We start from the raw sequence: 25,875 nt of genomic DNA on the forward strand, positions 1-25,875 counted from the left end.
CCGGACCGCGCGCCCGACATCCCTCACAAAAACGTCCGTTGACCTGGGCAGACCCCTGGCATGACCCCGCCTTGGGGCAGGCGGACCAGGGTCGGTCGGTCGCGTCAGTCGCCGAGGCGGTCGGCGAGTTCGAGCCACTCCGACTCGATCGCGTCCTTCTGCGCCGTGATCTCCCGGAGCTCGCCGTCCAGAGCGCCGAGCCGGGCGTAGTCGCTGGCCGCCTCCGCCATGGCCGCGTGCAGCCGCTCCTCCTGCCCGGCCAGCTTGTCGAGCTGGCGTTCCAGGCGGTTGAGCTCCTTGCGCAGCTCGCGCTCCTCCTTGGCCGACAGCTCGCCGGTCGCCGTGGCGCTCTCCTGGGACGCCGAGGCGGTGACCGCCGCGCCGGCGCCGCCCGCCACCCTGGCGGTCAGCGCGGTGCCCGCGGCCCGCCGTTCGAGGTATTCGTCCACGCCGCCGGGCAGCAGCGACAGCCGCCCGTCGCCCAGCAGCGCCACGCACCGGTCGGTGACCCGCTCCAGGAAGTAGCGGTCGTGGCTCACCAGGACGAGCGTGCCGGGCCAGCCGTCGAGCAGGTCTTCCAGCTCGTTGAGCGTCTCGATGTCGAGGTCGTTGGTGGGCTCGTCGAGCAGCAGGACGTTGGGGTCGTCCATGAGCAGCCTGAGGAGCTGCAGCCGCCGCCGCTCGCCGCCGGACAGGTCGCCGATCACCTTCCACTGCGCGTCGCCCTTGAAGCCGAGGCGTTCGAGCAGCTGGGAGGCCGACCACTCCTTCTTGCCGAGCTGGAGGTACTTGCGCACCTCCTCGACCGACTCCAGCACCCGTCGCGTCGGGTCCAGCTCCGTGAGCTCCTGCGAAAGGTGCGCGAGGCGTACGGTGCGGCCCCGGACCACGCGGCCCGAGTCGGGCTTGACCGTGTCGGCGAGCAGGCGCAGCACCGACGACTTGCCGGAGCCGTTGACCCCGATCAGCCCGATGCGGTCGCCGGGCCCGAACTGCCACGTGCACCGGTCGAGCACCAGCGGCCCGTTCTCCGGGCCGCCGGCGTGCAGGGTGACGTCCTCCAGGTCGTACACCGTCTTGCCGAGCCGGGCCGCGGCGAAGCGCATCAGCTCGACGGTCTCGCGCGCCGGGGGCTCGTTCGCGATGAGGGCCTGGGCGGCCTCGATGCGGAACTTCGGCTTGGACGTACGGGCGGGCGGGCCGCGCCGCAGCCAGGCGATCTCCTTGCGCATGAGGTTCTGGCGGCGTTCCTCGGCGGCCTGGGCGATGCGCGCCCGCTCGGCCTTGGCGAGGACGTAGGCGGCGTATCCGCCCTCGTAGCGCTCGACGCGCCCGTCCACGACCTCCCACGTGCGGGTGGAGACCGCGTCGAGGAACCACCGGTCGTGCGTCACCACGAGCAGGGCGCTCTTGCGGCCCGACAGGTGCGCGGCGAGCCAGGCGATGGCCTCGATGTCGAGGTGGTTGGTGGGCTCGTCCAGCATGATCAGGTCGTGGTCGTCGATGAGCAGCTTGGCCAGCGCGGTGCGCCGGCGCTCGCCGCCCGACAGGTCCGCGGCCCTGGAGCCGAGGTCGAGGTCGCCGATCAGGTTGGCGAGGATCTCGCGGATCGCCTGGTCGCCCGCCCACTCGTGCTCGGCCAGCCCGCCCAGCACGATCTCGCCGATGGTGGCCGCCGGGTCGAGCGCGTCGTGCTGCGACAGGAACCCGATCCGGAGGTTGCGGGTGTGCGTGACCCGTCCGCTGTCGGGCCGCACCTCCCCCGCGATCACCGACATCAGGGTCGTCTTGCCGCCTCCGTTGCGTCCGACGACGCCGATGCGCTCCCCGGCCTCGATGCCCAGGGAGACGTCACTGAGGAGCGGCTTGGGCCCGTAGGCGTGGGAGACCGACTCAAGATTGACCAGATTCATGACCTACTCAGGGTATCGGCTCCCCGCCCAGCACCTCGCCGTCTCCTCACCCTCCCTTCATTACTCAAAGTTGCCTTACGACTGCTGACCGTTACCATGATGAGTGGCCGGTGTGACCCTCCCCGGCCGTTCCCCCCGACCACGGAGTGCCGCAATGGAGCGAACGGTTCTGGCCGCCGTCACCGAACGTCCCGACGCCGATTCGGCGCTCGCCGAGCAGATCCGCCGCGTCTGCGCCGCGATGGACGAGCTCGGGCTCCACGTGCGCTGGACCCACCGGGCCCACGACGCCCTGGCGGTGGTCGGCTCGGACGCGTCGCTCACGGCGGTGCTGGCGTCGTGGGACGCGCCGGGAGCCGAGGAGCTGCTGGGCGCGGTCGCCAAACGGTTCCGCGGGCTGCCCGTCTTCCTGATGACGCAGGAGCAGGAGCTCCCGCTGTGGGTCTACGAGGTCATCCAGGGCTACGTCTACCCGCTGGAGGACACCCCGCAGTTCATCGCCGGGCGCATCGCCCACGCCGCCGACCAGTACGCCGAGAAGATCCTCCCGCCCTTCTTCGGCGCCCTGCGCCGCCTGCAGGACCACCATCACTACTCCTGGCACACCCCGGCGCACGCGGGCGGCGTGGCGTTCCTCAAGTCGCCGGTGGGCCGGGCGTTCTTCGACTTCTACGGCGAGCGGCTGCTGCGCACCGACCTGTCCATCTCGGTCACAGAGCTGGGGTCGCCGCTCGACCACACCGGCCCCATCGGCGAGGCCGAGCGCAACGCCGCCCGCGTCTTCGGCGCCGACCGTACGTTCTTCGTGGTCAACGGCAACTCCACGGCCAACCGCATCGTCGGACACCACGCCATCGCCCGCGACGACACCGTCCTCGTCGACCGCAACTGCCACAAGTCGGTCCAGCACGCGCTGGCCATCAGCGGCGCCCGCCCGGTCTACCTGGTGCCCGAGCGCAACGGGCTCGGGCTGGCCGGGCCGATCCAGCCCGCCGCGCTGGAGGCCGCAGCGATCCAGGCCCGGGTGGCCGCCCATCCTCTCGCCGCCGGCGACCCGACCTACGCCGTGATCACCAACTCCACCTATGACGGGGTGTGCTACGACGCGGTGCGGGTCGGCGAGCTGCTGGGCGCCAGCGTGCCGCGCCTGCACTTCGACGAGGCGTGGTTCGCCTACGCCCGGTTCAACCCGCTCTACGCCGGCCGCTACGGCATGGCCGTCGACCAGCACACGCTGCCGGGGCCTGGCCGCCCCACCGTGTTCGCCACCCAGTCGACGCACAAACTGCTGGCGGCGCTGTCGCAGGCCGCGATGCTGCACGTCCGCCCCTCGGAGCGGGCGCCGGTCGACTACGACGCCTTCAACGAGACCTACCTCATGCACGCCTCCACGTCGCCGCTCTACCCGATGATCGCCTCCCTGGACGTCGCGGCGGCGATGATGGACGGCCCGTCGGGGCCGTTCCTCACCGGGGAGGCGATCGTCGAGGCCGTCCGGTTCCGGCAGGCGATGACACGCCTGGCCGCCCGCATCCGCGAGGACGGCACCCGGCCCGGCTGGTTCTTCGGCGTGTGGCAGCCGCCCTCCGTCACCGATCCGCGCACCGGCAGGACCGTCCCGTTCGCCGACGCCGACCCGGCGCTGCTGTGCTCCGAACCCCGCTGCTGGACCCTGGAGGCGGGCGCCGGCTGGCACGGGTTCGACGGCATGTCCGAGGGCTACTGCCTGCTCGACCCGGTCAAGGTGACGATCACCTGTCCGGGCGCCGACGCCGCCACGGGCACGCTCGACTGGGGCATCCCGGCCCGCGTCGTGGCCGCCTACCTGCAGCGACGCGGCATCGTGGTGGAGAAGACCGGCGACCACACGTTGCTGGTGTTGTTCTCGATGGGCATCACCAAGGGCAAGTGGGGCACCCTGATCGACGCCCTCACCGACTTCAAGAACGCCTACGACGCCGACCTGCCCCTGGCGGAGGTGCTGCCCGGCTTCGGCCCGCCCGCGATCTCGCTGCAGAAGCTCTGCACCCTGGTCCACGAGAAGCTGCGCGACTCCGGGGTCGGCAACCTCCTCGACCAGGTCTTCACCTACCTGCCGGAGCCCGTGGTCACGCCCGCCGACTGCTACCAGGCCATGATCCGATCCCGCACCGAGCGCGTCCCGCTGAGCCACCTGCCGGGCCGGGTCGCCGCGGCCACGGTGGTCGTCACGCCGCCCGGCATCCCCATGCTGATGCCCGGCGAGGCGACCGGCCCCGCCGACGGTCCGCTGATGACCTACCTACGCGTCCTGGAGGACTTCGACCGCGCCTTCCCCGACCTGGCCACCGACATCCACGGCGCCCACCGCGACACCGACGGCCGCTACTGGGTCGAGGTCCTCAAGAACTGACCACGCGCTCCCGCCACAACCTCGTCCGTCTCGTCCGCGAGCCCCCGACCGTCCCTGTCGGGGGCTGCGACGCCCGCCCGAACCCTCCCCATCCTCACGCGCCGCGAAGCACGAAAGGAACGGCGAATGCCTGCGAGCCGGCAGCATGGCAAAACTCGCCGTCCGCGTTTGACTGCATGGGCAGTCGAAACCACACCGCCAGGACGCCCGTGTCCATCGTCGCCTCAAGGCCGCGCCTCTATCTGTACGGGCTGCGTCTCCTCAGCTCCTCTACGAACTGCGCCTTCTCAGCTCAACGAAGCCTGGGATCTCGCGCGGGAGGAGGCGGACAGCTGATAGCAGGGTCACGGTCAACCTGCGCACCGGCTCCCGACCCTGAGTGCGGGAGGAAGCGGACAGCCGATAGCAAGAATGGGGCTACCCGCGCACCGGCCTGATCGCCGCTCCCGACCCCGACTACTGCAAGCCAGGACGACTTCCGGCACGGCGCTCAAGGCCGCCTCGCCCGACGCCGACCTGGCGCATGACGTACGACGCGACTTCCGGCGGAGTGGGTGGAGACAGCCGGGCCTGCTCGGCGGGAGAGGCAGAGGCAACCGTCGCCCCCCGCCCGAGGCGGCACGTGCGGAGGGCGACCAAGCCGATCAGCCGTGATAGCCAGACCGGACACACCGAGCTAGTAGCTGGCTGGCTGGCTGGCTATCTCCGGCAGGTGGGCACCGCCTACCCCAGGTGTGCACCGTCCCTGGGTGTGCACCGCCATCCCTGGGTGTGAGCATCGCCATCCCTGGACGTGCACCGCCATCCCCGGGCGTGCACCACCATCCCCTGGCGTGCACCACCATTCCTGGGCGTGCACCATTCACGCCTGGTCCTGCACACCACCATCCCTGGGCATGCACCCATCCCTGGACGTGCACCGCCATCTCCGGGCGTGCACCGCCATCTCCGGGCGTGCACCGCCATTCCTGGTTTGCACTGCCTTCCCTGGAACACGGACACCGGAGCCTCGCAGACACGGACACGGCGATGTGCCCCAGCTTGCATGAGACCCATCTTGCAGTGGACGCCGAGCGACCCTGCGTTCACCCCACCGGACCGCGGCGGCACATCGACCGTTCCAACGCCGGGAGGCGGGGCGGCGGAATCGCGGGATCAGACCAGGGTCGCGCCGTGGACGGGGCCGTGGGCCGGGACGGCGGTGTGCGCGGCGCCCGTGGCCGTGAGGCTGCCGGCCAGGTCTCGGGCGTGGAGGGCGTCGATGGCGAGGAACGCGCAGGTAGGGCCGGAGCCGGAGACGATGGCGCCCAGCGCGCCGTGCTGGCGACCGGCCTCCAGCGTAGGAGCGAGCTCCGGACGCAGGTTGAGCGCGGCGGCCTGAAGGTCGTTGCTGAGGTGGGAGCCGAGGGCATAGGCGTCGCCGGTGCCCAGGGCCTCCAGGAGGGAGTCGTTGAGCTGCGGCCAGGGCACCTCCGCCGCCTCGGCTGCCCGGAGCCGGTCGCATTCGGCGTACACGCTGGCGGTGGAGAGCCCGCCGTCGGCGAGCGCGAACACCCAGTGGAACGTGCCGCCCGTCGGCAGCTCGCTCAACTGCTCGCCCCGGCCGGTGCCGACGGCGGTGCCGCCGAGCAGGGAGAACGGGACGTCGCTGCCGAGGTCCCCGGCGATCTCCATCAGATCGTCGAACGGCAGGCCGAGCCCCCAGAGCTCGTTACAGGCCACCAGGGCGCCGGCGGCGTCGGCGCTGCCGCCCGCCATGCCACCCGCCACCGGAATGTCCTTGTTGATGATCAGGTCAGCGCCGTAGGTGCGTCCCGCATGCTTGGCGAGGGCGCGGGCAGCGCGGATCGCGAGGTTGCTGTCGTCCACGGGCACCTGGTCGGCCCACTTGCCGTTGACCGACACGGTGATGGACTCGGACTCCTTGGCCACCACCTCGTCGAAGATCGACACGGCATGGAACACGTTGACCAGGTCGTGGTAGCCATCATCCCTGAGCGGGCCGACAGAAAGCTGCACGTTGACCTTCGCGGGCACACGTACGGTCACCGAACTCATCGATCTTCTGCCACTCTCATCGCTTGCCGGGGTCAAGGACACTCGATGTTATCGGTGCCCGGAGCCCTGACATGCGGTTCTCGAAAGATGAGCCCCGGAACGGACGGATCCTCGGCATGTCGGGTCGAGTTGATGACCGTTTGCCCCCATGCTGTGCAGTTACGACGGGTGATGGCAGACGCGGGGTCTCGAGAGGCTGAAGGCGGTTTGTAGCGATGTTGCGAAAAGTTGCAGTTGTCGAAGTGCCGCAGTGGCGGGGGTCTGGGTCGCGTACGGCGAAGCGGCTGCGCGAAGGGGCGCGGATCGTCGCCGACCTGGTCGACGCGGCAACGGTGCGTGTGGCGGGCGAGGCCGCGCACAGGGTGCGGGTGGCGGTCGAGGACGAGATCTCGGGCGTCTCGGCGGCTCCGCAGCAGCCGACAACCGAGGACAACGGTCCCGCCACGACAGCGACACGGGCACGGGCACGGGCACGGGCACGGGCACGGGCACGGGCACGGGCAACGGTAGAAGACGACGGTCCTGCCGCGGCGGCGCTGGCGCAGGCAGATGTCGAGGACAGCGGTCCTGCTGCGACAGCGGTACAGGTGCGGGTAGCGGTCGAGGATGGCGGTCCTGCTGCGACAGCGGTACAGGTGCGGGCAGCGGTCGAGGACGGCGATCCTGCCGCGACTGCGGGATGGGTGCGGGAAGCGGTTGAGGACGGGAGTTTGGGGGTTGCGGCGGCTCGGGTGCGGGCTGCGGTTGAGGGGGTCGGTGATGGGGTGTTGGTCGTCGCCGTTGGTGGGGACTGCGGGGTGGAGTTGGAGCCTGTGTCGGCGGCGCGCAGGCGGTACGGCGATCGGCTGGTGGTGGTGTGGTTCGACGCCCACGGCGATCTGAACACGCCGGAGTCTTCGCTGTCGGGCGCCTATCACGGGATGGTGCTGCGGGCGCTCACGGGCGAGGGGCCCCAAGGGCTGGTGGCCGAGGAGCCGCTGGACCCGCGGCGGATCGTGCTGGCCGGGGTGCGGGATCTCGATCCGCCGGAGGCGGCCTTCGTGACGCGTGCCGGAATCCGGTGGGTGACGATGGCGGAGACGGGGACGGCGGAGGCTCTTCTCGCGACGATCGAGGCGGCGGGCGGCTCGGATGCCGCCGTGTACGTGCACATCGACCTCGACGTGCTCGAGCCGGAGGTCTTCCGGAGCGTGGGGTGTCCTACGCCTGGTGGCATGCATCCTGAGCGGCTGCTTTCGTTGGTGACGGCGATCGGTGGTCGGTTCGAGGTGGCCGGGCTCGGGCTCATGGAGTATGAGGCCGGCGACTCCGAGGGCGAGGCGGACGGGGATCGGGAAGTGCTGGCGGAGCTGGTCGGCGGGCTGGTGGCTGCCGTCGCCGGTCATCCCGGGCGTACGGCGCCTCGGTAGACGGCGCGGTAGTAGGAGGACTTGGCGAAGCTCGTCGTGCGGACCACGTCACCGGTCTTGGGGGCGTGGACCATCAGGTCGCCGCCCAGGTAGAGGGCCACGTGCGTGGGGTCGGCTCGGCCGCCGCCGAAGAAGAGGAGGTCGCCGGCGCGGCGGGCGGTGCGGCTGATCCTGCGGCCCTGGCGGAACTGGGCCCCGGTGTAATGGCCCAACCGCACGCCGGCTCTGGACCAGGCGTAGAGGGTGAGGCCGCTGCAGTCGAAGCCGCGGGTCGCCGCGCCTCTGCCGATGCCGAGAGTGGGACCCTTCGGGGAGCCCCCGCCCCAGGAGAAGGAGACGCCGAGTTGGGCCAGGGCCGCGGAGGCGGCGATCTGGCCTCTCGTGAGTTTCCTCTTGATGGATTTCTTTCTGGTGAGGCGTTTCTTGGTGGGGCGGGTGGCTTCGGCCACCGCTGTCGCCGCGGCCATGGTCGTGGTCGCGGTGGCTTCGGTGGTGGTGGCCAGGGCGGCGGTGGCGGCGAGGAGGGCGCAGGCCAGGGCGGCGGTGCAGGCCAGAGGGCGGGGAGCGGCCGTGCGGGCATCAGGGGCGGTGGGCGAGGTGGCGGCGGGCGAGCTGGCGGTGGGAGACGCTGCGGTGCTGGTGCGGGGCATTCGAGCCTCCTTGGTCGTGAACGCGAACGAGGACGAGGACGAGCTTGGGCCAGGGTCCTGCGGAACGGCGGGTGGCCGAGGGGCCGAACGGGATTCTGTGGATAAGAGCGCGGGTCGGGTGAATGCCTGTGGATAGGGAGTGGCAGGCGGCGGAGGCCTGGCGGTCTCGGCAGGTGGGGCCTAGCGACCACCACCGGCGGGGGCCTAGCGACCTCACCTGACGGAGGCATGGCGACCTCACCGGGCGGGGGCCCAGCGACCTCACCGGACGGAGGCATGGCGACCTCACCGATTGGAGGCCTGGTGACCTCGCTGGTTGGTCGATGCGCAGGTCGGCGCTCGGCGGCTTCGGGTCAGCAAGTAGGCGCTTGTCATGTCTGAGCGAGCAGGCCGACGCCATCGGTCGGCCGATGTAAGGGCGGATGCCCCGACGGCTTGGTGCGACCAGGCTGGCCCCGGCCCCATGCGCAGGGATCCTGGCCGCACGGGCAGGATCCCCCCGGCACGGGACCAACAGCGCGAGGCCAACGCCACGAGGTCCAATGGCCCGGGGGTTCGAACCGCGCAGGAGCCCATGACGCGGGGCCCAACCGCCCGGGGGCCCAACCGCCCGGGGGCCCAATGGCGCGGGGCCCAATCGCGGGGGTCGATGACCCGGGATGCCGATGGCGTGAGGTCTAACCGCGCGGGGGCCAGGCGCTCGAGGCCAAGCGCTCGCAGACCACCGGCCTGGGAGCCGATGGCGTGAGGTTCAACCGCGCGGAAGCCAACCACGCATAGGCCAAGCGCTCGCGAGCCAACGACCCAGGAGCCGATGGCGTGAGGTCCAACCGCGCGGGATTCAACCGCGCGGGGACGTCGGAGCAGAGTCTGACGGCACCGGTGGCGTCGGAGCGAGGTCCACCCGCGCGAGGTCCAACCGCGCGGCAGCCAGCGCTTCGCGTGGCGTACGGGTGGTGGTTCGGACGAGGTGGGGGGTGTTGGTGGTTGGGGTTAGGGCTTGAGTTCGGCTATGTGGGCGAAGGCGGTGATGTCGAGTTGTTCGCCGCGGGCGGACGGGTCCACACCGGCACCGCGCAGCATGTTTTCCGCCTCGGGGGCGCTGCCAGCCCAGGAGGCCAGGGCGGCGCGCAGGGTTTTGCGGCGCTGGGCGAAGGCGGCGTCCACGACGGCGAAGACCTGTTCACGCGTGGCTTTCGTGGTCGGCGGGTCGCGGCGGACCAGGGAGACCAGGCCGCTGTCGACGTTGGGAACCGGCCAGAAGACGGTGCGGCCGACCGGACCGGCTCGCCGTACGTCCGCGTACCAGGCGGCCTTGACCGACGGCACCCCGTACACCTTGGAGCCTGGACCGGCCGCGAGGCGGTCGGCGACCTCGGACTGCACCATGACCAGCCCCTTGCGCAGGGACGGGAGGGCCTCCAGGAGGTGGAGGACGACGGGGACGGCCACGTTGTACGGCAGGTTCGCCACCAGAGCCGTAGGTACGTGTCCGCCGAGGTCGGCGGGCGTGATCTTCATGGCGTCGGCGTTGACGACCGTGAGGCGGTCGGCCAGGCCGCGTTCGGCGACCGTGACGGGGAGCTGGGTCGCGAGCACCGGGTCGATCTCGACGGCCACCACGTGCGCGGCCGACGGCAGCAGGGCCAGGGTGAGCGAGCCGAGCCCGGGGCCGACCTCTATGACCACGTCGTCGGCCGAGAGCTCGGCCACCCGGACGATCCGGCGGACGGTTCCCGCGTCGATCACGAAGTTCTGGCCGAGCTTTTTTGTCGGACGAAGATTTAGCTTGTCCGCCAAAATACGTATTTCTGCAGGGCCCAACAGGCTCATCATCCAACCAGTCTCCCGCATCGAAGAACTGGAGATGGCGGATGGGGAGACCAAAGGAGAGGATGGCGTGGAACAGGAAGGGACGTCCCTCATGGAGCCAACGGGCGCCGCGCCGCTCCGTCCGACAGACCTGCGGGAGATCGGCCCGTACCGCCTGCTGGGGCGACTCGGCGAAGGCGGCATGGGGACCGTCTTCCTCGCCCGTGCGCCCACCGGCCGCTTCGTCGCGCTCAAGGTCGTGAAGGCGGAGTTCGCCAACCAGGAGGGGTTCGCGGCCCGGTTCCACGCGGAGGTGGAGAACGCGCGGCGCGTGGCGTCGTTCTGCACCGCTCAGGTGCTGGACAACGGCAACACCGGCGACGGCCGTCCCTTCATGGTGACCGAGTACATCGCGGGCACCCCGCTCTCCGACCAGATCGCCAGGTTCGGGGCGCTGGACCCCGGGCCGTTGCACGGCGTCGGCCTCGGCGTGGCGGCGGCGCTGGCCGCGATCCACGTGGCCGGGCTGGTGCACCGCGACCTCAAGCCGGCCAACGTCATCCTCTCCCTGTCCGGGCCTCGCGTGATCGACTTCGGGATCGCGCGGGCGCTCGATCGGGAGACCGGGTTCACGATGTCGGGCGAGCTGCTGGGCAGCCCCGGGTGGTGGGCGCCCGAGCAGGTGCGCGGGGAGGCGATCAGCCCGGCCGTGGACATCTTCGCCTGGGGCTGTCTCATCGCGTACGCGGGCAACGGACGGCACCCGTTCGGGCGTGGCGACCCCATCACGATGGCCCACCGCGTGCTCAACACGCCGCCCGACCTGGGCGCGCTGCCCGCTCCGCTCAACGAGCTGGTACGCCTGGCCACCTCGATGGAGCCGGCCGCACGACCCACCGCGCAGGACCTGCTGATCGCCCTGGTGGGCGGGAACACGCCGGCGCCGTCGATCAACCCGCCGACACTGGTCGCCACCGAGATGCTCAACGACTGGCAGCCGCCGAGGAACGTGGTGGACGAGCCGGACATAACGGCCACCTTCACGGCGGCCCCGCCGCCGTCGGGGGACGCGGCACAACGGGGGCCGGCCGGTACGGGGACAGGCGGATTATCCGACGCCGGGCGGTCGCCGTCCGGCGCGTCCCCTGGGTCCTTAGCCGGGTCCTCGGGGCAGGGGCAGGGGCAGGCGGCGTTCGAGGAGTTGGCGCGGAGGGAGGAGCTGGCGGCGAAGGAAGAGCTGGCCCGCTGGCCCACCCCCCAGGGCGACGGGCAGCAGGGCGGTGGCGCCGGCCCCGGACGCGTACGCGGCCTGTTCAAGCGCAAGAGCGGCGAGCAGGGGCCCGGAGGGGACGGTGGCGAGGGCGACGGGCCGGGGATTCCGCCCACCGGCACGGCGGCCACGATCTCGGCCCCCGAGGCCACCAGAGCCACCAAGGCCCCCGAGGCCACCAAAGCCACCGAGGCCACCCAGGCCCCCGGCCCCACACCCACTCCCACCCCTCACGAGCCCTTGGGCCGGACGCGGCAGGACACCCCCGGGCGGGCAGGCGAGGCGTGGGGCCTTGGCGGGGTGCCCGCGCGGGAGCAGTTGCACCGGATGGCGCATTCCGAGCAGCGCGCCGCCGACACCCAGCCGGGCGACCGGCGCACCGCCGTCTCCCCCGAGCCGCTGCCGAACGAGCCCGACACCCTCGGCGGCGACCGCACCGCGGGCACCCGCTGGCTGATCGCCGCCGCGGCGGCCGTGCTGGCCATCGTGGTCACGGCGGGGGTCCTGATCGTGACGTCCGGCCGCGGCCCCGGCACCTCGGCCGCGGGCGGCGGCCCGTCGCGGGCCGCGACCGCCGGCGCCCAGCCGAACGACGTGGGCCGCAGGTTCCCGCTGGGCGGCGAGCTCGACGACCCCATCGCGATCATCTCGTCCGCGCCGCGCTGCGGGCTGAAGGAGTACGAGGGCAAGGTCGCCACCCAGGGCCAGCTCTGCGTGATCCGCTGGACGATGCTCAACCCGGGCGGCGAGCGCAGGACGCTGGTCCAGCCGGTGGTCACGCTGGTGGACGACCGCGGCGGCGAGCACGATCCGGCCGCCGTCACGCTGCCCCCGGCGATCCTGCCGGGCGCGCGGGTGGACAGCGCGTTCGTGTTCGACCTGGCGACGTACCGCAGGCCGGTCAAGCTGACGGCGACGATGCTGGAGAACGGCAAGCAGATCGAGGTGTCGTTGTGAGACTCGGGGGCATGCCCGCGGCGCTGCTGCTGGTCGTGGTTACGACGGTGATGCCGGCGGCGGCGCGGGCGGCGGCCTGCGCCACGCCCGCCGACTTCGACGGCGACGGCGTGGACGACGTGGTGGTGGGCGATCCGTTCGGCGACGACGACAAGGGCGCGGTGCAGGTGGTGTCCGGCGGCAAGTTGGTGCCGGTGCGCGTCCCCGGCCTGGCGACGGGCGACGGTTTCGGCTGGTCGGTACGGCTGGCGAACGTGGACGGCGACCCCTGCGCCGATCTGGTCGTCGGGGCCCCGTACGCGGACGTGGGCGGCGAGCAGGACGCGGGCGCGGTGTACGTGGTCTACGGCGGCGGCACCCGCGCGCCGGTCCGCCTGACGGCGGCGCAGCCGCAGCGGTCGGCGCACTTCGGCTGGTCGCTGGCGGCGCGGGGCGACCTGCTGGCGGTCGGCGCGCCGTACGAGGACGACAAGCAGTTCACCGACGCCGGCGCCCTCTACGTCCGCAAGGGCGAGGGCGAGCTGCGCAGGATCAGCCAGGAGACCGTGGACGTACGCGGCAACAGCGAGCTCGGCGACCAGTTCGGCTGGTCGATGGCGTGGGGGCCGAAGAACGCGCTGCTCGTCGGCGTGCCGTATGAGAACGACGACGGCGCGGGCCGCCAGGTCGAGGCCGGGAAGCTCAACTCGGGTTCGGCGGTGTTCCTCGACGACGTGTTCGCGGCGAAGCTCACCAGCCTCAAGCTCGACTCCCCCACCGCCCGCAGCGGTGACCGCTACGGCTACGCGGTCGCCTACTCCGAGGGCTCCGGGTACGCGGTCAGCTCGCCGGGCGCCGGCAGCGTGCAGCTGCTCGACCCGGCCAAGAAGGTCATCAGAACGGTCAAGCAGGGCGGCAAGGAGGGGTTCGGCTTCGCGCTGGCGGCCTCGGCCGACGGCAGGCTGGCCGTCGGCGCGCCGTACGGGGGCGGCGTACGCGTCCTCTCGTGGCGCGACGCCGCCGAGGACCGCAGGCTGGCGGAGGCCGAGGGGCTGTTCGGCTGGTCGGTGACGTTCAGCGGCAACAAGCTGTTCGTGGGGCAGCCCGACGCGCGGCCGGCCGGGCAGGTGGCGGTGGCCGGGCGCAACGCCGCGAGCCTGGAGACGGTGAGACCGCCCAAGGGCGCCCAGTTCGGGGTGTCCGTAGCCGGGTGAGAATCAGGGGCGGACGAAGAGGCGGGCGCCGCAGCTCGGCCACTGGCCCTGCCAGCGCCCCGCCACCTGCTGGTAGAGCAGTTGCGCCCGGTACGTCTGCTCCTCCTCCGGCCAGTCCGACGGCAGCCCCGGCCCGCCGACGGCCCGCCACATCGGCACGCTGAACTGGTACATCCCGTAGTAGGGCCCCTCCGCGTTGTACGCCCGCGGATCGCCCTTCGACACGCACTCCGCCAGCGCCCCCCAGTTGAGCGCGGCGACCCCGGGATCCACCGGATCGGTACGCGGCGGCCTGACCGTGATGACCGTCCCGTCCTTGGGGAAGCTGGAGAGCGGCGGCTCCACCAGGTAGCCGCGGCCGAGGCCGACGCGTTCCTGCCGCAGCACCTCGCGCACGGTCCTGGCGGTGGTGCGGGTGGCCAGGCGGGTGGCCCCGGCGACCACGTACACCTTGCGCCGGGTGTAGACGGTCAGCGCCATCCCGGACAGCGGCACGGCCTCGTCGGGCGGCGCGGAGACCCGGCCGGCGGCGGCGGGGATGGCCAGCTCGGCGAGGGCGCCGGCCACGTCGGTGCTGGTGACCAGGTGCTCGCTGGTGCGGCCGTCGAGCGTCAGCGTGATGGGGCGGGCGCGGCGCACCTCGATCGTGGCCCCGTCGGCGAGCGGCTGCTGGGCGGGCGGGCGCACCACGTCGCCGTAGCCGAGCGCCACGCCGGCCTCGCCGAGCGCGTCGCGTACGGACGCGGCGAAGCTCCGCACCGCCGTCCGCTTGCCGTCCACGACCACGACCACGTCCTTAGCCATGGCCGAGGTGACGGCCATCGCCGCCACCACCGCGCCGCCCGCCAGGCACACCACGAGCGTCCAGGGGGAGCGCCACGGGATCGGCGGGCGCGGCTTACGCCTTCTGCCACGCACGTACCACCTCCGGTCACACGCCACCTCCGATGACGGAGAGTGACCGCCCGAACGCTAACCGCGGCACCGCGCCGGCCTCCACCGCTTCACCGAAAAATGGTCACCAGTCGCCGAAGACCTTGACTCCGTTGGCGTTGATGGCCGCGCAGAGGTCGGCGGGCTGGACTCCCTTGACCTCGGCCAGGCAGCGGAGGGTGAGCGGGATGAGGTAGGGGGCGTTGGGCTTGCCCCGGTGCGGGACCGGCGGCAGGTAGGGCGCGTCGGTCTCGACCAGCACCAGCTCCAGCGGCGCGGCCGCGGCGGCCGCGCGCAGGTGGTCGGCGTTCTTGTACGTCACCGGCCCGGAAAAAGACATGAAATATCCGGCGTCGGCGCACTTCTTCGCCAGCTCGGCGTCACCGGAGAAGCTGTGGAAGACCACCCTGTCCGGCGCGCCCTCCTCCGCCAGCACCCTGAGCACGTCGTCGTGCGCGTCACGGTCGTGGATCACCAGGGCCTTGCCGGTGCGCTTGGCGATCTCGATGTGCGCCCGGAAGCTCGCGTGCTGGTCGTCCTTGCTCGCCCAGTCGCGGAAGTAGTCGAGCCCGGTCTCCCCCACGGCCCGCACCTCGGGCCGCCCGGCCAGCGCCTCGATCTCGGCCAGGACCTCGGGCGTCGCGGCGTGCGCCTCGTTGGGGTGGATGGCGACGCCCGCGAGCACGTCCTCGTGCTCGGCGGCCGCCTGGGCGCACCAGCGGGAGGAGTCGAGGTCGTAGCCGATCGTGACGAGCCGGGTGACGCCGACCGACCGGGCGTCCTCCAGGATGCTCCGCACGCTCGCCGAGGCCGCCTGCGCGGCCTGGGCGACGGAATCTCCGGAGGACGCCTGCCGGTTGCCCACCATGACGTCGAGATGGCAGTGGCTGTCGAAGACCGGCTCCGGCAGCGGCTCGGGCGGGGCGGGAAGCTTGCTCACGCCCCCCAAACTAGCGGGCCCCGCGAGGTCAGCTCTCCAGCCGGGCCAGTTCCTCGTCCACGACCTTGGGGTCGAGCTTCTTGAACAGCGGAACCGGCGCGGTGAGCGGCGTGCCCGGCTTGATCGGGCGGTGCTCCCAGCGGGCCGCGCCGTCGTAGTCGCCGGTGATGACCGGGTAGGGCTTGCCGCCGTCCTCGTCGACCTCGCGGATCTCCGGCATGCCGGACCAGACGCCCTCGCCGCCCAGCATGGCGTGGACCTTGTTGGAGGAGGAGGGCAGGAACGGCGTGAGCATCGTCTTGGCGTCGTCGACGACCTGGAGCGCGACGTGCAGGATCGACTTCTGCCGCTCCGGGTCGTCCTTGAGCTTCCACGGCTCCTGCTCGGCGAGGTAGCGGTTGGCCTCGCGGACGACGTCGAACGCCTCGGTGATGGCGTTCTTGAAGCGGGACCTGCCGAGCTCCTGGCCCACCGGCCCGAACGCGCCCCGCGAGCGCTCCAGCAGCGCCCGGTCGGCGTCGGTCAGCTCGCCCGGCTCGGGAACGGCGCCGAAGTTTTTGGCCGCCATCGAGATGGACCGGTTGACCAGGTTGCCCCAGGCCGCGACCAGCTCGCCGTTGTTGCGGTTGACGAACTCCTGCCAGGTGAAGTCGGTGTCCTGGTTCTCCGGGCCGGCCACGGCGATGTAGTAGCGCAGCGCGTCGGCGTCGTAGCGGGCGAGGAAGTCGCGCACGTAGATGACGACCTGCCGGGAGGAGGAGAACTTGCGGCCCTCCATCGTCAGGAACTCGCTGGAGACCACCTCGGACGGCACGTCGAGCGCGCCCAGCGAGCCCGCCTTGCCGCCCCGGGCGCCCTGGCCGTTGTAGCCGAACAGCATCGCCGGCCAGATCTCGGCGTGGAAGACGATGTTGTCCTTGCCCATGAAGTAGTAGCCGCGGGCGTCGGGGTTCTGCCACCACTGGCGCCAGGCGTCGGGGTCGCCGGAGCGGCGGGCCCACTCGACGGAGGCCGACAGGTAGCCGATCACCGCGTCGAACCACACGTAGAGGCGCTTGTTGGGCTGGTCGCGCCAGCCGTCGAGCGGGATCGGCACGCCCCAGTCGAGGTCGCGGCTGATCGCCCGCGGCTGCAGGTCGCCGAGCAGGTTGAGGGCGAACTTCAGCACGTTGGGCCGCCACTCGCCCTGCTTGGACTGCAGGTAGCCGCCGAGCACCTCGGCGAAGGCGGGCAGGTCGAGCATGAAGTGCTCGGTCTCGACGAACGCGGGCGTCTCGCCGTTGATGCGGCTCTTGGGGTTGATGAGCTGGATCGGGTCGAGCTGGTTGCCGCAGTTGTCGCACTGGTCGCCGCGGGCCCCGTCGTAGCCGCAGATGGGGCAGGTGCCCTCGATGTAGCGGTCGGGCAGGGTGCGTCCGGTCGAGGGCGAGATGGCGCCCATCGTGGTCTTCGGGAAGATGTAACCGTTGGCGTGCAGGCCCTTGAAGATCTCCTGCGTGATCGCGTAGTGGTTCTTCGTGGTGGTCCTGGTGAACAGGTCGTAGGAGAGGCCGAGGCCGGTCAGGTCTTCGGCGATGACGCGGTTGTAGCGGTCGGCCAGCTCCCTGGCGGTGACGCCTTCCTTGTCGGCCTGCACCTGGATGGGCGTGCCGTGCTCGTCGGTGCCTGACACCATCAGCACCTTGTTGCCCGCCATCCGCTGGTAGCGGCTGAAGACGTCGGACGGCACGCCGAACCCGGAGACGTGCCCGATGTGGCGGGGGCCGTTCGCGTAGGGCCACGCGACGGCGGTCAAGATGTGCTGGGACATGTTCCTAAGCCTACGGCGATCCCCGTCCGGCTCGGACCCGTTCCCCCGTAACAGCGCGACGCGCCGGGGCGGCCCGCCCCGGCGCGTCGTACGGCAAAGAAAAACTAGGCCGGGCTTTCCTCGCGGGTGACGGCTTGGGCGGCCTCCTCTGCGACGGCGGCGACGTGGTCGACCGGCGTCTCGCGGGTGCGGCGGATGCCGAGGATGCTCACGAACAGCGCGGCGAAGATCGTCTGGAAGCTCATGATCAACGCGGTGGCGGACGGCACCACCAGGCGCAGCGACTCGCGCGGGTCGAGCTCGCCGAAGCTGCGCACCTGCCAGTGGACCAGCGACATGACCAGGCCGACCACGCCGGCGAGCGCCAGCAGGCCGCCGACCACGAGGCCCTTCTCCAGGGTCACGATGTCGATGATCCTGCGGATGCGCGGCGACTCGGGCAGGAAGCCCTCCTCGGCCGCGTAGACCTTCGTGAACAGCGCGAACAGCGCCGCCTGGAAGCCGATGACCACCAGCGCCGACGACCCGACCAGGGTGTCGACGTCGAAGGCCAGCTCGCCGATCTCGACGGGACCGAAGGTCAGCAGCGTGCCCGCCACCAAACCGATGATCATCATCGCGACGCCGGGGTAGAAGAACAGCCACTTGGGGCTGTAGAGCAGCAGGAAGCGCAGGTGACGCCAGCCGTCGCGCCAGGAGCGCAGGTGCGGCGGGCGGGAGCGGCCGTCGGGCGAGAGCGTCGTCGGCACCTCGCGCACGTCGAGCCCCGACAGCGTGGCGCGCACCACCATCTCGGAGGCGAACTCCATGCCGCCCGTCTGCAGGTGCAGCTTCAGTATCGAGTCGCGGCGGAAACCGCGCAGGCCGCAGTGGAAGTCGCCGATGGCGGACGGGAAGAACAGCCGCCCGATGAACGACAGCACCGGGTTGCCCAGGTAGCGGTGGAGCGGCGGCATGGCCCCGGGGGCGATGCCGCCCTTGAACCGGTTGCCCATGACCAGATCGGCGCCGTCACGGAGCTGCTCCACGAACGGCAGCAGGGCCGTGAAGTCGTAGGAGTCGTCGGCGTCACCCATGATGACGAATTTGCCGCGAGCTGCCCTGATGCCACCCATGAGGGCGTTGCCATAGCCCTTGGCGTCGACGTGCACCACCCTCGCGCCGGCATCGCGGGCAAGCTGTTGCGAACCGTCCGTGCTGCCGTTGTCGGCGATCAGCACCTCGCCCTCGATGCCGTGCTCCTCCATGCACGCCAGGGCCTTGCGCACACAGACTTCCACGGTCTCCGCCTCGTTGAGGCAGGGCATGACCACCGTCAGTTCCACGTGTCTACCCTTCAAGATAAGACTCATCCAGTGGACCATCATGCACTCTGCCCGAGCATGCTCGGGTCAAGTCCGAGAAACGACTGGCATTCTTTACAGCATGGTGAGCGTCGCGGAGATTACTCCTGTGGACCACTCCGCTCCAGGCCGGGCAGCTCGGCTGCTGTCCTTCGTACGCCGGCATCGGGTGTTCGCCGCGGCTTTCGGCGTCGGCGCCGTGCTGCGGCTCATCACCATGCTCGGCTACGGGCCGGCCATGTGGTTCAACGACTCCTACGAGTACGTCTCGGTGGCGCTGCACCCGCGCCCGCACCCGATCAGGCCCGACGGCTACAGCTTCTGGCTGATGCTGCTCAAGCCGTTCCACAGCTTCGCGCTGGTGACGTTCGCGCAGCATCTGATGGGGCTGGCCACGGCCTGCCTGATCTACGCCCTGCTGCGGATCAAGTTCCGGCTGCCGAAGTGGGGGGCGACGCTGGCCGCCGCGCCCGTGCTGTTCGACGCCTACCAGATCCAGCTCGAACAGCTCGTGATGTCCGACACGCAGTTCACGCTGCTCGTGGTGGGCGTCATCACGCTGGTGCTGTGGAAGCGGCGGCTGACGTGGCAGGCCGGGGCGGTGATCGGGTTCCTGCTCGCGCTGACCTGGCTGACGCGCTCGATCGGGCTGCCGATCCTGGCGCTGGTCGTGCTCTACCTGCTGGTCAAGCGGACGGGCTGGCGGCCGATCACGGCGCTGGTCACCGCGTGCGCGATCCCGGTGCTGGCGTACATGGGGTGGTTCGCCTCGGCGTACGGCAAGTTCGCGATGACCAACAGCGACGGCCTCATCCTCTACATGCGCACGGCGATCTTCGCCGACTGCGAGAAGATGACCTTCGACAAGTACAAAGAGGTCCAGCTCCTGCTGCTGTGCATCAACGACCCGGTCGACCAGCGCAAGGACTACGCGCAGTGGTACCTCTGGGGCCAGGGCAACGGCGACGGCCAGGGCACCGGCGAGGTCCTGCACCGCTGGGGCGTCAACAAGAAGTGGAGCGAGATCACCAACGACGCGGCCAGCGCGTTCGCCACCCGGGCGATCCTGTCGCAGCCGGGCGACTACCTCAAGGTCGTGGCGAGGGACTTCTTCCGCTCCTTCCACTGGTCGCGCCCGCGCTTCCCCGACGAGTCGACCTACAACATGTACCAGTTCAAGCCGTACGTCGAGCTCGACGAGAACGGCCAGCCGAAGCGGCTGCCGAAGTGGTCGTCGTACGCGGGCGGGCGCACCGACACCGACGCCTTCAGCTACGAGCAGGGCCCGCCGGAGACCAGGATCACGCACCCGTGGGCCGACATCATGGCCGGCTACCAGAAGGTGTTCTACCTGCCCGGCATCGTGCTCGGCGGCGTCCTGCTGGTCGGCCTGTACGGCGTGGTGGTGCGCTGGCGCACGTTCGGCGGCCCGGTGGTGCTGCCGTGGCTGGGCGCGGTGGGCCTGCTGCTGGCCCCGGCGGCGACGGCGGAGTTCGACTACCGCTACGTGCTGCCGGCCGTCCCGCTGGCCTGCGTCGCGGCGGCGATCACGCTGCGCAAGGGCGTCACTTGGGCGCGGAGGTCACCCAGGAACGCATCAGCATCCGAGCCCACCACTCTCCGTGTGTGATCGTCTCGGCGGTCAGCACCGGCTGGAGCCACCAGAAGTTGATGAGCACGACGAGCGCGAACGCCCCGGCGACGGCGGCCCCCACGGCCCGCCGCGCGGGCGGAGCGTCCTGCCTGCCCAGCACGAGCCCCGCGGCCAGCGTCGCCGCCAGCACCATGAACGGCACCACGGGCAGCAGGTAGAACAGATACATCGTGCGGTCGTCGGCGATGGCGTAGTAGAACCACGGCAGCCAGCCGGCCGCCACGGCGAGCAGCACGGCGCCGGCCCGCCAGTCGCGGACGGCGCCGTACCTCACGATCAGGGCGAGGACGGCGAGGACGGCGCCGTACCAGAGCGCGGGGGTGCCGACGCCGAGGACGGCCTGCGAGCAGGCGCTCGCGCCGCAGGCCGACGGCGGCAGGCCGGTCGGGTAGTAGAACGAGACCGGGCGTAACAGCAGCGGCCACGACCACGGCTCCGACATGTACGGGTGATAGTCGTCCAGCCCGCTGTGGAAGCCGAGCACCTGGCTCTGATAGCCGAACCACGACCGTAACGAGGCCACGACGAAGTGGAGCGGCCCCGACGAGGTGGCCCCCTCCCAGTCGCGCCCCCAGCCGAGCGGGGACGCGAACCACCCGGCCCAGCTCGCCAGGAACACCACGGCGGGCAGCAGCCCCATCGCGGCCAGCCCGCCGGGCAGGTCGTGCGTCAACGTCCCCCGGTAGGCCCGCCGCGCCCCCGTCGCCCGCCTGGCCCCGGCGTCCCACGCGAGCGACAGCACCGCGAAGGCGATGAGGAAGAAGATCCCCGACCACTTGACCGCGCAGGCCGCGCCGAGGCAGGCGCCGGCCGCGAGCCGCCACGGGCGCGCGCCGAGCCGGGGGCCGAGCCCGCCGAGCGGCCCGCGTTCGGCGTGGCCGGCCAGCAGCTCCCGCGTACGGTCACGGTCCACGACCAGGCAGGCGAACCCGGCGAGCACCCAGAAGGTGAGGAAGACGTCCAGCAGCGCCGTACGGGAGAAGACCAGGTGCAGGCCGTCGAGCGCGAGCAGCAGCCCGGCGAGGCAGCCGAGCAGGGTGGAGCGGGTCATCCGGCGCGCGACCCTGGCGAGCACCAGGATCGTCAGGGTGCCGACCAGCGCCGCGGCGAACCGCCAGCCGAAGGGGTTCATCCCGAACAGCCACTCGCCGGCGGCGATCATCCACTTGCCGAGCGGCGGGTGGGCGACGAACGAGGCGCAGTCGGCCGGCTCGCCGCACTGGCGGAAGATGTCGAGGTCGCCCGCGACGATCCTGCGGTCGGCGACAGGATTCTTGGCGTCGCCCAGCGTGGCCCGCTCGATGCCGAACCTGAGCAGCGAGTACGCGTCCTTCGCGTAGTAGGTCTCGTCGAAGACGACCGCGTGGGGCACGCCGAGCCGGACGAAGCGGAGCACGCCGCCGAAGACGGCGACGAGGAGCGGGCCGAGCCATCCCACGAGGGGCGAACCCTGCATCGGCGGGACCAGCCGTTGCCGCGAGACACCCCAATTGCTCACGAAGCGCACTATAGGCGCTTGTGAACCAGGTCATACAGCTCGCGCTTCTGGACGCCCGCCTCCTTCGCGACCTCGGCGACGGCGAGCTTGCGCTGCGCGCCCTCGGCGACCCTGCGCTCGACCTCCGCGACCAGCTCGTCCGGGTCGGGCTCGACCGCGCCGGGCACGTGGCCGGACACCACGACGGTGATCTCGCCCTTCACGCCGCCCGCCGCCCACTCGGCCAGCTCGCCGAGCCCGCCGCGGCGGACCTCCTCGTAGGTCTTGGTCAGCTCGCGGCACACGGCGGCCGGCCGCTCGGCGCCGAACGCCTCCGCCATCGCCTTCAGCGACTCCGCCAGCCGGTGCGGCGCCTCGAAGAAGACCATCGTGCGCTCCTCCCGGGCCAGCGCGCCGAGGCGGCGGGAGCGCTCGCCGGCCTTGCGCGGCGGGAAGCCCTCGAAGCAGAACCGGTCGCTCGGCAGCCCCGACACGGCCAGGGCGGTCGTGACGGCGCTCGGCCCCGGCAGCGCGGTGACCGTGATGCCGGCCTCGACGGCGAGGCTGGTCAGGCGGTAGCCGGGGTCGGACACCCCGGGCATGCCCGCGTCGGTGATGACGACGACCGTGCGGCCCTCCTTCAGGCTCTCCAGCAGCTCCTGGGCCCGGCCGGCCTCGTTCTGGTCGTAGTAGGAGACCACCCGGCCGGTGATCTCCACCTCCAGCTCGGCCGCGAGCCGGCGCAGCCGCCGGGTGTCCTCGGCCGCCACGACGTCGGCCTCGCCGAGCAGGTCGCGCAGCCGGGGCGAGACGTCGCCCGCCCTGCCGATGGGAGCTCCGGCCAGCACCAGCCTGCCTTCTTCAGTCACTCGTCCATTGTGGCAGGGCATCCGTATTAGACCGTGTTTCTACGTACCTACCGGCTTAGGCCCCGTACGATGTCCGAATGGCGGTGACCGATTCCCCGTATCAGGCCTTCGACGAGCGGGAGGCCGGCGAGAGCCTTCCCCCGACGCGGTCCGTGCGCGATCGGATGATCCCTCCCATGCGCGGCAGCGTCATGTGGGGATGGATCGGCCCGCTGCTGGTCACTCTCTTCGGCGGCATCCTGCGTTTCTGGGACCTCGCGCATCCCAAGTCCGTGGTGTTCGACGAGACCTATTACATGAAGGACGCCTTCTCGCTCATCACCTGGGGGGTCGAGCGGGTCGCGGTCAAGGACGCCGACAAGGCGATCCTGGCCGGCAACACCGACATCTGGGAGAGCTGCGCCCCCGACGCGCTCGACAAGTGCGCCTCCTACGTCGTGCACCCGCCGCTCGGCAAGTGGATGATCGGCTTCGGCGAGTGGCTGTTCGGGCTCACGCCGTTCGGCTGGCGGTTCGCCGCGGCGGTCGTCGGCACGCTGTCGATCCTGGTGCTGGCCCGGGTGGCGCGGCGGATGACCCGCTCGACGCTGCTCGGCTGCTTCGCGGGGCTGCTGCTGGCGCTGGACGGCCTGCACTACGTGCTGTCGCGCACGGCGCTGCTCGACATCTTCCTCATGTTCTGGGTGCTCGCCGCGTTCGCCTGCCTGGTGGTGGATCGCGATCAGGCCCGGGAGCGGCTGGTCGCCTGGTACGAGAGCGGGCCGCTGTCCCCGTACGGGCCGCGGCTCGGCGCGCGGCCGTGGCGGCTCGCGGCCGGGGTGTGCCTGGCCTTCGCGATGTCGGTCAAGTGGTCGGGGATCTTCTTCCTGGCCGCGTTCGCGGTGCTGTCGCTGCTCTGGGACTTCGGGGCGCGGCGGGCGGTGGGGCTGCGGCACCCGTACGTGGGGGCGCTCAACAAGGACGTGCCGCAGGGGTTCCTGTCCTTCGCGGTGGTGCCGTTCGTGGCCTACATGCTGACCTGGACCGGCTGGTTCGCCTCGGCCAACGGCTACGGGCGCAACTGGGCGCAGGCCACCTCGGCGGGCAATCCGCTGTTCTTCCTGTTCGACTCGATGCGGTCGTGGATCAAGTACCAGTGGCAGGTGTTCACCTTCCACAGCGGGCTGGAGAGCACGCACCCCTACATGTCGGAGCCGTGGTCGTGGCCGCTGCTGCTGCGCCCGGTCGCCTTCTACTACGAGGGACGGCAGGACACCTGCGGCGTCAAGGACTGCTCGGAGGCGGTGCTCGGCGTCGGCACGCCGGTGATCTGGTTCGGCGCGCTGGCGGCGCTGGTGGCGCTCATCGCGTACTACGTCTCCAGCCGCGACTGGCGGGCCGGGGCGGTGCTGCTGGCCTACGCGATGGGGTGGCTGCCGTGGTTCTACTTCGCCATCGCCGACAACCGGACGATGTTCCTGTTCTACGCCATCCCCATGGTGCCGTTCATGGTGCTGGCCATCACGCTCTGCGCCGGGCTGCTCATCGGCCCCGCCCGGCCGACCGCCACCGGCGCGACGCCGGTGCGCCGGACCGTGGGGGCCGCCGTCGTGGGGGCCTTCGCCCTGCTAGCGTTGATCAACTTCTGGTGGTTGCACCCGATTCTGTCCGCTGAGCTGCTCCCGTACACCGAGTGGAAGGCCCGTATGTTGTTCGAGAAGCGATGGATCTGATCCGCTCACAGTCCGGTCAATAGCGCTTTTTTAGGGTAGTCACTGTGCAAGACCCAATACGCACCGGATTCGGCCATCGTCAGGCCAGGGGTCGATACGGCAAACTTCGAGGCATGAGTGCACCGGATGTCACCGCCCTGCTCGCCGAGTTGGAGCGCTCTGAGCCGGAGATCGCGGAAGAGGCCAGGACCGCCGTCGAATGGCTGACCGGCGGCGAGCCGCTGGAGAGCGTGACCCAGCTCGACGTCTGCGAGTTCCTCTGGTACACGTTGCCGCTCAAGGTGGGGCCGCTGCGCGCGGACGGCGACCACGAGCGGCTGGCCCGCTCGCTCGGCCGGCTGCTCCAGCTGGGCGGCCTGGAACGATACGCGGCGCTGTGCGTGTCGCCGACGACGGCCCAGATCCTGCGGACGTACGCGCGGGAGGGCGAGGACGCCGGCACCAGCGCCTACCAGAAGGCCCTTGAGGCCACGGGCGTGCTCCCGCCCGACGTGCCCGAGCTGCAATGGAGCATGATCATGGGGCCGGAGGAGCTGGGCGCCCACCTCGCCTGCTCGGCCGCACTTGAGCTGGCCATCGTGGCCGGCGAGCAGATGGACAGGGTCGCGCTCACCCGCCGCTGGCTCACCGAGGCGCGGGCCGACCTGGGCGGCGACAGCTGGCTCAACCGGGTGCACGGCGAGCGGCTCAACCGCTGGGTGCTCGGCCGCGGCCCGGCCCGGCGGGAGCTGGCCCAGCCGTTCGAGGTGCGCCTGCACGCGCCCGTGTCGCCGCAGCCGCTGCCCGCGCTGCACAAGCTGCTCTCGCTGGCCGCGAGGGAGGGCACCCTGCCGCTGCGGCTCGCCCCGTCGCCGGCCGCGCTGCGCCTGCGCGAGCTGGCCGAGCGCGAGCTGGGCGCGATCCGGCGCGACGGCGCGCGCATGGTCATCACCGACCACGGCCGGCGGCTGCTGGCCTCGCCCGAGGCCATGTGGACGGCCGTGACCCGGCTGCTGCTGGCCAAGGGCGAGCACGAGTTCGAGGTGTCGGCCAGGGAGGCGGCGCTCATGCTGCTGGCCGACGGCACCCTGATGTCGCCCGCCAAGCTGCACGAGCGGGTGGCCGAGGTGGTCGGCGGCGAGGGGTGGCATCCGGCCGCGGGCGTCGAGAACGTCGCCGGCCCGGTGAGCGACCTGGTCGCCCAGCTCACCGCGCTCGGCCTCGCCTACAGCGACGAGCTGGTGGTGCGCATGGACCGTCCCGGTCAGCTCGCCGCCCTGGCCGCGCTGCGGGCCCACGCCCTGCGCCCGCGCAAGTACGTCAGCTCGGGCCGCCCCGGCCTGACCCCTTAGAAACGCGTCGAGCGCCCGCCCTCCGGAGAGGGCGGGCGCTCGACGCGATTGTGTACCGGTGTGCAGGTCGCCTCTCGGCGAAAGGCACAACACGGCTCCAGCCGAACGGTATTCCGTGAAGGCGATAGGTGAGGCCCGGGGACACTGGACAC

Annotated in this window: 17 protein-coding genes; 7 read left to right on the forward strand and 10 right to left on the reverse strand. The window is 71.4% G+C overall.

The window, feature by feature from the left end; translation table 11 throughout:
- Nucleotides 1-104 precede the first annotated feature (104 nt).
- The gene (locus ABD292_RS24325) at nt 105-1,913 is read right to left on the reverse strand and encodes an ABC-F family ATP-binding cassette domain-containing protein (protein WP_344210985.1); all 1,809 of its coding nucleotides are present in this window, start codon (nt 1,911-1,913) and stop codon (nt 105-107) included.
- Between the two features lie 154 nt (nt 1,914-2,067).
- On the opposite strand from ABD292_RS24325, the gene ABD292_RS24330 reads away from it, so the two are divergent.
- On the forward strand, nt 2,068-4,305 hold the full coding sequence (locus ABD292_RS24330) for an Orn/Lys/Arg family decarboxylase (protein ID WP_344210987.1): 2,238 nt from the start codon (nt 2,068-2,070) through the stop codon (nt 4,303-4,305).
- Nucleotides 4,306-5,460: 1,155 nt separating this feature from the next.
- On the opposite strand, the gene ABD292_RS24335 is transcribed toward ABD292_RS24330, so the two are convergent.
- Nucleotides 5,461-6,363, reverse strand: coding sequence for a 4-(cytidine 5'-diphospho)-2-C-methyl-D-erythritol kinase (locus ABD292_RS24335; RefSeq protein ID WP_344210989.1), 903 nt, complete (start codon nt 6,361-6,363; stop codon nt 5,461-5,463).
- Between the two features lie 215 nt (nt 6,364-6,578).
- Here ABD292_RS24335 and ABD292_RS24340 point away from each other — a divergent pair, with 215 nt between their 5' ends.
- Nucleotides 6,579-7,772 carry an arginase family protein gene (locus ABD292_RS24340; RefSeq protein ID WP_344210991.1) on the forward strand — a complete coding sequence of 398 codons (1,194 nt, stop codon included), beginning with the start codon at nt 6,579-6,581 and terminating at the stop codon, nt 7,770-7,772.
- Here ABD292_RS24340 and ABD292_RS24345 read toward each other — a convergent pair.
- Together ABD292_RS24345 and rsmA are read right to left on the reverse strand one after the other, a co-directional pair.
- Entirely contained in the window at nt 7,745-8,422 is a 678-nt protein-coding gene (locus tag ABD292_RS24345; RefSeq protein ID WP_344210993.1) for a C40 family peptidase, read from the reverse strand. The genes ABD292_RS24340 and ABD292_RS24345 overlap by 28 nt on opposite strands.
- A gap of 993 nt (nt 8,423-9,415) precedes the next feature.
- Entirely contained in the window at nt 9,416-10,276 is an 861-nt protein-coding gene (gene rsmA / locus ABD292_RS24350) for a 16S rRNA (adenine(1518)-N(6)/adenine(1519)-N(6))-dimethyltransferase RsmA (RefSeq protein WP_344210995.1), read from the reverse strand.
- 46 nt (nt 10,277-10,322) lie between these two features.
- On the opposite strand from rsmA, the gene ABD292_RS24355 reads away from it, so the two are divergent.
- Nucleotides 10,323-12,461 (forward strand): serine/threonine-protein kinase, encoded by a 2,139-nt coding sequence (locus ABD292_RS24355; protein ID WP_344210997.1) that lies wholly within the window; start codon nt 10,323-10,325, stop codon nt 12,459-12,461.
- Entirely contained in the window at nt 12,458-13,654 is a 1,197-nt protein-coding gene (locus ABD292_RS24360; RefSeq protein WP_344210999.1) for a hypothetical protein, read from the forward strand. Before ABD292_RS24355 ends, ABD292_RS24360 begins: the two co-directional genes overlap by 4 nt.
- A gap of 3 nt (nt 13,655-13,657) precedes the next feature.
- On the opposite strand, the gene ABD292_RS24365 is transcribed toward ABD292_RS24360, so the two are convergent.
- The 4 genes from ABD292_RS24365 to ABD292_RS24380 all read right to left on the reverse strand — a co-directional run bounded on the left by ABD292_RS24365 (nt 13,658) and on the right by ABD292_RS24380 (nt 18,662).
- Nucleotides 13,658-14,572: a resuscitation-promoting factor gene (locus tag ABD292_RS24365; RefSeq protein WP_344211001.1), complete on the reverse strand. Its 915-nt coding sequence runs from the start codon at nt 14,570-14,572 to the stop codon at nt 13,658-13,660.
- 100 nt (nt 14,573-14,672) lie between these two features.
- On the reverse strand, nt 14,673-15,527 hold the full coding sequence (locus ABD292_RS24370) for a TatD family hydrolase (protein ID WP_344211003.1): 855 nt from the start codon (nt 15,525-15,527) through the stop codon (nt 14,673-14,675).
- 28 nt (nt 15,528-15,555) lie between these two features.
- The gene (gene metG, locus ABD292_RS24375; protein WP_344211005.1) at nt 15,556-17,337 is read right to left on the reverse strand and encodes a methionine--tRNA ligase; all 1,782 of its coding nucleotides are present in this window, start codon (nt 17,335-17,337) and stop codon (nt 15,556-15,558) included.
- Between the two features lie 104 nt (nt 17,338-17,441).
- On the reverse strand, nt 17,442-18,662 hold the full coding sequence (locus ABD292_RS24380) for a glycosyltransferase family 2 protein (RefSeq protein ID WP_329589707.1): 1,221 nt from the start codon (nt 18,660-18,662) through the stop codon (nt 17,442-17,444).
- A gap of 100 nt (nt 18,663-18,762) precedes the next feature.
- Between ABD292_RS24380 and ABD292_RS24385 the strand changes: the two genes are divergently transcribed.
- Nucleotides 18,763-20,310: a hypothetical protein gene (locus ABD292_RS24385; protein ID WP_344211008.1), complete on the forward strand. Its 1,548-nt coding sequence runs from the start codon at nt 18,763-18,765 to the stop codon at nt 20,308-20,310.
- Here the strand turns inward: ABD292_RS24385 and ABD292_RS24390 are convergent.
- Nucleotides 20,246-21,790 carry a dolichyl-phosphate-mannose--protein mannosyltransferase gene (locus ABD292_RS24390; RefSeq protein WP_425565162.1) on the reverse strand — a complete coding sequence of 515 codons (1,545 nt, stop codon included), beginning with the start codon at nt 21,788-21,790 and terminating at the stop codon, nt 20,246-20,248. The two genes, ABD292_RS24385 and ABD292_RS24390, sit on opposite strands and share 65 nt — an antisense overlap.
- 50 nt (nt 21,791-21,840) lie before the next feature.
- Nucleotides 21,841-22,680, reverse strand: a complete 840-nt coding sequence (gene rsmI / locus ABD292_RS24395; protein WP_344211012.1) for a 16S rRNA (cytidine(1402)-2'-O)-methyltransferase — start codon at nt 22,678-22,680, stop codon at nt 21,841-21,843.
- Between the two features lie 77 nt (nt 22,681-22,757).
- Between rsmI and ABD292_RS24400 the strand changes: the two genes are divergently transcribed.
- On the forward strand, nt 22,758-24,392 hold the full coding sequence (locus ABD292_RS24400; RefSeq protein ID WP_371249848.1) for a dolichyl-phosphate-mannose--protein mannosyltransferase: 1,635 nt from the start codon (nt 22,758-22,760) through the stop codon (nt 24,390-24,392).
- A gap of 113 nt (nt 24,393-24,505) precedes the next feature.
- A complete protein-coding gene (locus tag ABD292_RS24405) occupies nt 24,506-25,723 on the forward strand; it encodes a hypothetical protein (protein ID WP_344211016.1) in 1,218 nt (405 codons plus the stop codon).
- The last annotated feature ends 152 nt before the right edge of the window (nt 25,724-25,875 follow it).

Source organism: Nonomuraea bangladeshensis (genome assembly GCF_039529455.1).
Classification (GTDB): Bacteria; Actinomycetota; Actinomycetes; order Streptosporangiales; family Streptosporangiaceae; genus Nonomuraea; species Nonomuraea bangladeshensis.

Bases quoted from the DNA above. Each gene is read 5' to 3' on its own strand.
- metG (WP_344211005.1), bottom strand. From the start codon at position 17,337: ATGTCCCAGCACATCTTGACCGCCGTCGCGTGGCCCTACGCGAACGGC.
- ABD292_RS24385 (WP_344211008.1), top strand. From the start codon at position 18,763: ATGGTGAGCGTCGCGGAGATTACTCCTGTGGACCACTCCGCTCCAGGC.
- ABD292_RS24400 (WP_371249848.1), top strand. From the start codon at position 22,758: ATGGCGGTGACCGATTCCCCGTATCAGGCCTTCGACGAGCGGGAGGCC.
- ABD292_RS24345 (WP_344210993.1), bottom strand. From the start codon at position 8,422: ATGCCCCGCACCAGCACCGCAGCGTCTCCCACCGCCAGCTCGCCCGCC.
- rsmA (WP_344210995.1), bottom strand. From the start codon at position 10,276: ATGCGGGAGACTGGTTGGATGATGAGCCTGTTGGGCCCTGCAGAAATA.
- ABD292_RS24330 (WP_344210987.1), top strand. From the start codon at position 2,068: ATGGAGCGAACGGTTCTGGCCGCCGTCACCGAACGTCCCGACGCCGAT.
- ABD292_RS24325 (WP_344210985.1), bottom strand. From the start codon at position 1,913: ATGAATCTGGTCAATCTTGAGTCGGTCTCCCACGCCTACGGGCCCAAG.
- ABD292_RS24335 (WP_344210989.1), bottom strand. From the start codon at position 6,363: ATGAGTTCGGTGACCGTACGTGTGCCCGCGAAGGTCAACGTGCAGCTT.
- ABD292_RS24405 (WP_344211016.1), top strand. From the start codon at position 24,506: ATGAGTGCACCGGATGTCACCGCCCTGCTCGCCGAGTTGGAGCGCTCT.
- ABD292_RS24340 (WP_344210991.1), top strand. From the start codon at position 6,579: ATGTTGCGAAAAGTTGCAGTTGTCGAAGTGCCGCAGTGGCGGGGGTCT.
- ABD292_RS24390 (WP_425565162.1), bottom strand. From the start codon at position 21,790: ATGCAGGGTTCGCCCCTCGTGGGATGGCTCGGCCCGCTCCTCGTCGCC.